This window comes from Pseudomonas sp. L13 (assembly GCF_009935965.1).
Classification (GTDB): Bacteria; Pseudomonadota; Gammaproteobacteria; order Pseudomonadales; family Pseudomonadaceae; genus Aquipseudomonas; species Aquipseudomonas lactis.
Genome location: NZ_QODJ01000008.1, coordinates 141,391 through 147,434, shown reverse-complemented (window position 1 = coordinate 147,434; position 6,044 = coordinate 141,391). Strand labels below are relative to the sequence as shown.

Sequence of the window (6,044 nt, the reverse complement as noted above, 5' to 3'; positions counted from 1 at the left end):
CAACCGGGTACCATTGTTTGAAAAGCGGGTTGACAGTGGGGGCGAGTCCATACATAGGAGCGAGCTTGCTCGCGAAGGACTCCAACGCTAACGCGGGCATCCTGAATGAACGCGTTGCCCTTGAGTACTTCGCGAGCAAGCTCGTTCCTACAGGGGCAACGCCGTTCCCAGGATTGTTGCAAAAATAAGTTAAATAAATGCCCTGCATGGCCGATACCCCCTGAAAGCCTTGCGGATTGAACAATCATGCGTAATAACCAACCCGTTACCCAGCGCGAACGTACCTTCCCCGCTCAGCAACGGTTGATCTCCACCACAGATGCCAAGGGTGTGATTACCTACTGCAACGACGCCTTTGTCGAAATCAGTGGGTTCACCCGTGAAGAACTGATCCGCGCCCCACACAACCTGGTGCGTCACCCGGATGTGCCGCCGGCCGTGTTCGCGCATATGTGGTCCACGCTCAAACAAGGCTTGCCATGGATGGGCATTGTCAAGAATCGCTGCAAGACCGGTGACCACTATTGGGTTAACGCCTATGTGACGCCGGTCTTCGACGGCAATCAGGTGGTCGGCTACGAATCGGTGCGCATCAAGCCCACCGCCGAGCAGATCCGCCGGGCCGAGGCGCTCTATCAACGCATCAACCAGGGCAAGTCGGCCGTTCCCCAGCGGGACAAGTGGCTGCCGGTGCTGCAGGACTGGCTGCCGTTTATCCTGGTCAGCCAGCTGAGCTTCATGATCGGCGCCACCCTCACCTCCCAATGGGGCTTTGCCCTGGCAGCGGCGCTGTCGGTGCCGTTGGGCCTGCTGGGCCTGAGCTGGCAGCAGCGCGGCCTCAAGCGTTTGCTGCGCCTGGCCGAACAGACCACGTCCGACCCGTTGATCGCGCAGATGTACACCGACAGCCGTGGCGCACAAGCGCGCCTGGAAATGTCGATCCTCAGCCAGGAAGCGCGTCTGAAGACCTGTCTTACCCGCCTGCAAGACACCGCCGAGCACCTCAACGACCAGGCCGCGCAGTCCAACACCCTGGCGCACAACAGCTCAAGCGGCCTGGAACGCCAGCGCGTGGAAACCGAACAGGTGGCCACTGCGGTGAACCAGATGGCGGCGACCACCCAAGAAGTGGCCAGCCACGTGCAGCGCACCGCCGACGCCACCCAGGAAGCCAACCGCCTGACCGGGCGCGGCCGCGATATCGCTGGGGAAACCCGCGAGGCGATTCAGCGTCTTTCGGCAGCCGTTGGGGAGACTGGCGTGACCGTCACGCAACTGGCCAAGGACAGCGATGAAATCGGCGGCGTAGTCGATGTGATCAAAGGCATCGCCGACCAGACCAACCTGCTGGCCCTTAACGCCGCCATCGAAGCCGCGCGGGCCGGTGAGATGGGCCGTGGCTTCGCGGTGGTAGCCGATGAAGTGCGCCAACTGGCACAGCGTACGGCTGAATCCACCGGGCAGATCCATACCCTGATCGCCAAGCTGCAGCAAACCGCCAGCGCGGCCGTGCAAACCATGGACGCCGGGCACCGCCAGGCTGAAGAAGGTGTAGCGCGGGTGATGGAAGCGGACCAGGCCTTGGTGGGCATCAGTGAGGCGGTGGCCAATATCACCGACATGACCACCCAGATTGCCGCGGCTACCGAAGAGCAAAGTGCGGTGGCCGAGGAGATCAGCCGCAACATCAGCACCATTGCGCTGTTGGCGGACCAGACCTCGGAGCAGGCGATGAACTCGGCGCAGTTGAGTGAAGAGCTGACTCATACCGCCAATACCCAGTACTCGCTGGTGGAGCGTTTTAACCGATAAACCGCTATCGCAGGCAAGCCAGCTCCCACACTGGACGGTATTTCCAATGTGGGAGGGGGCTTGCCCCCGATAGGGCCCTAACAGGCACTGAGAAACTCAGCCACCTGCACCGCCGCCGCCTCCAGATGCTGCTCATGGCTGAACCCCGAAGCCTTCAACGGCTTCAAGTCATGATCCCCCGCCACCAGCCACATCACCTCGATACGCTCTGACAAGTCATAACCTTCCACCGCCGCCCGATTGCCCAAGGCATCACGCTCGCCCTGCACAATCAACGTTGGCGTCTTCAATCCGGCCAAATGCTCCACCCGGGGTTTCTCCGGCTTACCCACCGCATAAAACGGATACCCCAGGCACACCAACCCATCGGCGCCCAGTTCATCCGCCAACAAACTGGCCATGCGCCCACCCATGGACTTGCCGCCAATCGCCAGTTTCCCAGCGACATGACGTCGCACCTGGGCATACACCTCACGCCACGCCTCCAGCAGTTTCGGCGCCGGATTCGGCGGGCGCTTACCGCCGTCCACACGGCGCTGGGCCATGTACGGAAACTCGAAGCGCAACACGTTCACGCCATGCGCGGCAAGGCGTGCAGCCATGTCGTTCATGAATGCCGAGTCCATCGGTGCGCCGGCGCCATGGGCCAGGATCAGCGTGACCGGCTCACCCGCAGTCGTGCCCGTGGCGACATCCCACAACCAGCCATGTTCCCGTACACACTGCGCCCATTGATCCCCGTCAATACTGGCCTTGTGCTCTTTGCCCATGCTTGCCTCGCTTTTTAGTCTGCCTATAACTCCAGCCCAAGTGCCGCACTTGCTTGGGTTGAACCGTGGATGGGGAACCATGAACACTACTTTAAGTACCGCCTATAACTACAAGGTGGTCCGCCAATTCGCCATTATGACGGTGGTGTGGGGCATCGTCGGCATGGGGCTCGGGGTTTTTCTCGCCGCCCAATTGGTTTGGCCTGCGCTCAACTTCGATTTGCCTTGGACCAGCTTCGGCCGCCTGCGCCCTTTGCACACCAACGCGGTGATCTTCGCGTTCGGTGGCTGTGCGCTGTTCGCCAGCTCCTTTTACTCGGTGCAACGCACCTGCCAGACGCAGCTGTTCGCGCCGAAAGTCGCCGCGTTCTGCTTCTGGGGCTGGCAGCTTGTGATCCTGCTGGCCGCGATCAGCCTGCCACTGGGCTACACCAGCTCCAAGGAATACGCCGAGCTGGAATGGCCGATCGACATCCTGATCACCATTGTCTGGGTCGCCTACGCCATCGTGTTCTTCGGCACGATCATGAAACGCAAGACCAAGCACATCTATGTGGGCAACTGGTTCTTCGGTGCGTTCATCATCACCGTGGCCATTTTGCATATCGTCAATAACCTGGAAATCCCGGTCAGCCTGACCAAGTCCTACTCGCTGTACGGCGGTGCGACGGATGCCATGGTGCAGTGGTGGTATGGGCATAACGCAGTAGGCTTTTTCCTCACTGCGGGCTTCCTCGGCATGATGTACTACTTCGTGCCCAAGCAGGCCGAACGCCCGGTGTATTCGTATCGCTTGTCCATCGTGCACTTCTGGGCGCTGATCACCCTGTACATCTGGGCCGGCCCGCACCACTTGCACTACACCGCCCTGCCGGACTGGGCACAGTCCCTGGGCATGGTGATGTCGCTGGTGCTGCTGGCACCGAGCTGGGGCGGCATGATCAACGGCATGATGACCCTCTCGGGTGCCTGGCATAAGCTGCGCAGCGACCCGATCCTGCGCTTTTTGGTGGTCTCCCTGGCGTTCTACGGCATGTCGACCTTCGAAGGCCCGATGATGGCGATCAAGACCGTCAACGCCCTCTCCCACTACACCGACTGGACCATCGGCCACGTACACGCCGGCGCGCTGGGCTGGGTGGCGATGATCTCCATCGGCGCGCTGTATCACATGATCCCGAAAATCTTCGGTCGCGAGCAGATGTACAGCCTCGGCCTGATCAATGCGCACTTCTGGCTGGCTACCATCGGCACCGTGCTCTACATCGCCTCGATGTGGGTCAACGGCATCGCCCAGGGCCTGATGTGGCGTGCGGTCAACGAAGACGGCACCCTCACCTACTCCTTCGTCGAAACCCTGGTGGCCAGCCACCCAGGCTTCATCGTGCGTCTGGTGGGCGGTGCGATCTTCCTCAGCGGCATGTTCCTGATGGCTTACAACACATGGCGCACCGTGCGTTCGGCGCAACCTGCCGAAGTCACCGCTGCCGCGCAGATGGCCTGAGGAGTCGATGATGAAACACGAAACGATTGAAAAGAACGTCGGCCTGTTGATGCTGCTGATGGTGCTCGCCGTGAGCATCGGTGGCCTGACCCAGATCGTCCCGTTGTTCTTCCAGGACGTGACCAACAAGCCGGTCGAAGGCATGAAGCCCTACACCGCGCTGCAACTGGAAGGCCGCGACATTTACATCCGCGAAGGCTGCGTACAGTGCCACTCGCAGATGATCCGCCCGTTCCGCGCCGAGACCGAGCGCTACGGCCACTACTCGGTAGCCGGCGAAAGCGTATGGGACCACCCGTTCCTGTGGGGTTCCAAGCGTACCGGGCCGGACCTGGCCCGCGTCGGCGCACGCTACTCGGACGACTGGCACCGCGCGCACTTGTACAACCCGCGCAACGTGGTGCCGGAGTCGAAAATGCCGGCCTACCCCTGGCTGGTCACCGCCGCCGTCGACAGCAGCCACACCGAGACCAAGCTGAAGGTGATGCGCACCCTCGGCGTGCCATACACCGACGACGACATCAATGGCGCGGTCGCCAGCCTCAAGGGCAAGACCGAGATGGACGCGCTGGTTTCCTACCTGCAAGTGCTCGGCACTGCCATCAAGAGCAAGAGGTGAGCCATGGGATTTGAATTCGATGCGGGCACCATCCGCGGCCTGGGCACGTTGGTGGTCGCCATCGCCTTTATCGGCCTGTCGCTGTGGGTGTTCAACAACCGCCGCAATGCGGAATTCGAGCAGGCCCGCCTGCTGCCGTTTGCCGATGAACCTTCCCCACCCGACGCTCAAGCAGAGCCAGCCACAAGGAGCACTCGGCCATGACTACGTTCTGGAGTACATGGATCTGCGTATTGACCCTGGGCAGCCTGATCGGGCTGACCTGGCTGTTGGTCGGCACCCGCAAGGGCGAGACTAAGGGCAGCGTCGACCAGACCATGGGCCACGCCTTCGACGGTATCGAGGAATACGACAACCCGCTGCCCCAGTGGTGGTTCATGTTGTTCGCCGGCACCCTGGTGTTTGCCGTCGGCTACCTGATCCTCTACCCGGGCCTGGGCAACTGGAAAGGCGTACTACCGGGCTATGAAGACGGCTGGACCCAGACCAAGGAATGGGACAAGGAAATGGCCAAGGCCGACGCCAGGTTCGGGCCGATCTTCGCCAAGTTCGCGGCCATGCCGGTGGAAGAAGTCGCCAAGGACCCGCAAGCGTTGAAAATGGGCGGGCGCCTGTTCGCCTCCAACTGTGCGGTGTGCCACGGCTCGGACGCCAAGGGCGCCTATGGCTTCCCGAATCTGGCCGACAACAACTGGCGCTGGGGCGGTTCGGCTGAGGCCATCAAGGCCACCATCCTGAACGGTCGCCACGCGGCGATGCCGGCCTGGGGTGAAGTGCTGGGCGAAGACGGGGTGAAGAACGTCGCCGCTTACGTGCGCCACGACCTGGCCAAGCTGCCGTTGCCTGCTGACAGCACCGCAGACCTGGCAGCAGGGCAAGCCGCGTTCAACACCACCTGCGTCGCCTGCCACGGCCCGCAAGGCCACGGTGTGGAAGCCATGGGCGCGCCCAACCTGACCGAGCCAGCAGGCTTTATCTACGGCACCAGCCTGGCGCAGTTGCAGCAGACCATCCGCCATGGCCGCCAGGGCCAGATGCCGGCCCAGGACGTGCTGCAAGGCAATGACAAGGTGCACCTGCTGGCAGCTTACGTGTACAGCCTGTCCCACAACGCTGAAGGTGCAACGCCAGACAGCGCGACCGAGTAACCGCTGCCCCGACCCGGGGCGGCAACCCGTTTCACTGTAGGAGCGAGCTTGCTCGCGAAGCACCTGAGGGCACCACGCTTATCCAGCATAAACGCGGCGCTCTGGAGTTCTTCGCGAGCAAGCTCGCTCCTACAGGGATGCGGTGTTGTTTTCATTTGCGCGACCAAGTGTCGCACCCCTTCCAAGCCCAC

6 protein-coding genes are annotated in these 6,044 nt (G+C 62.0%); 5 read left to right on the top strand and 1 reads right to left on the bottom strand.

Annotated features, from left to right (window positions below; all coding sequences use genetic code 11):
* Window positions 1-246: 246 nt before the first annotated feature.
* Window positions 247-1,812 (top strand): PAS domain-containing methyl-accepting chemotaxis protein, encoded by a 1,566-nt coding sequence (locus DK871_RS07615; RefSeq protein WP_161904565.1) that lies wholly within the window; start codon window positions 247-249, stop codon window positions 1,810-1,812.
* Between the two features lie 77 nt (window positions 1,813-1,889).
* On the opposite strand, the gene DK871_RS07610 is transcribed toward DK871_RS07615, so the two are convergent.
* Window positions 1,890-2,582 carry an alpha/beta family hydrolase gene (locus DK871_RS07610; protein ID WP_256677393.1) on the bottom strand — a complete coding sequence of 231 codons (693 nt, stop codon included), beginning with the start codon at window positions 2,580-2,582 and terminating at the stop codon, window positions 1,890-1,892.
* Between the two features lie 79 nt (window positions 2,583-2,661).
* Here DK871_RS07610 and ccoN point away from each other — a divergent pair, with 79 nt between their 5' ends.
* Genes ccoN through ccoP form a run of 4 tightly spaced genes read left to right on the top strand, consistent with a single transcriptional unit; the run spans window position 2,662 to window position 5,853 of the window.
* Entirely contained in the window at window positions 2,662-4,086 is a 1,425-nt protein-coding gene (gene ccoN, locus DK871_RS07605) for a cytochrome-c oxidase, cbb3-type subunit I (protein WP_003193158.1), read from the top strand.
* 10 nt (window positions 4,087-4,096) lie between these two features.
* Window positions 4,097-4,705 carry a cytochrome-c oxidase, cbb3-type subunit II gene (gene ccoO, locus DK871_RS07600; RefSeq protein ID WP_003193159.1) on the top strand — a complete coding sequence of 203 codons (609 nt, stop codon included), beginning with the start codon at window positions 4,097-4,099 and terminating at the stop codon, window positions 4,703-4,705.
* Window positions 4,706-4,708: 3 nt separating this feature from the next.
* A complete protein-coding gene (locus DK871_RS07595; protein WP_003193161.1) occupies window positions 4,709-4,909 on the top strand; it encodes a cbb3-type cytochrome c oxidase subunit 3 in 201 nt (66 codons plus the stop codon).
* Entirely contained in the window at window positions 4,906-5,853 is a 948-nt protein-coding gene (gene ccoP, locus DK871_RS07590; RefSeq protein WP_161904564.1) for a cytochrome-c oxidase, cbb3-type subunit III, read from the top strand. The genes DK871_RS07595 and ccoP overlap by 4 nt, the downstream gene beginning before the upstream one ends.
* Window positions 5,854-6,044 lie beyond the last annotated feature (191 nt).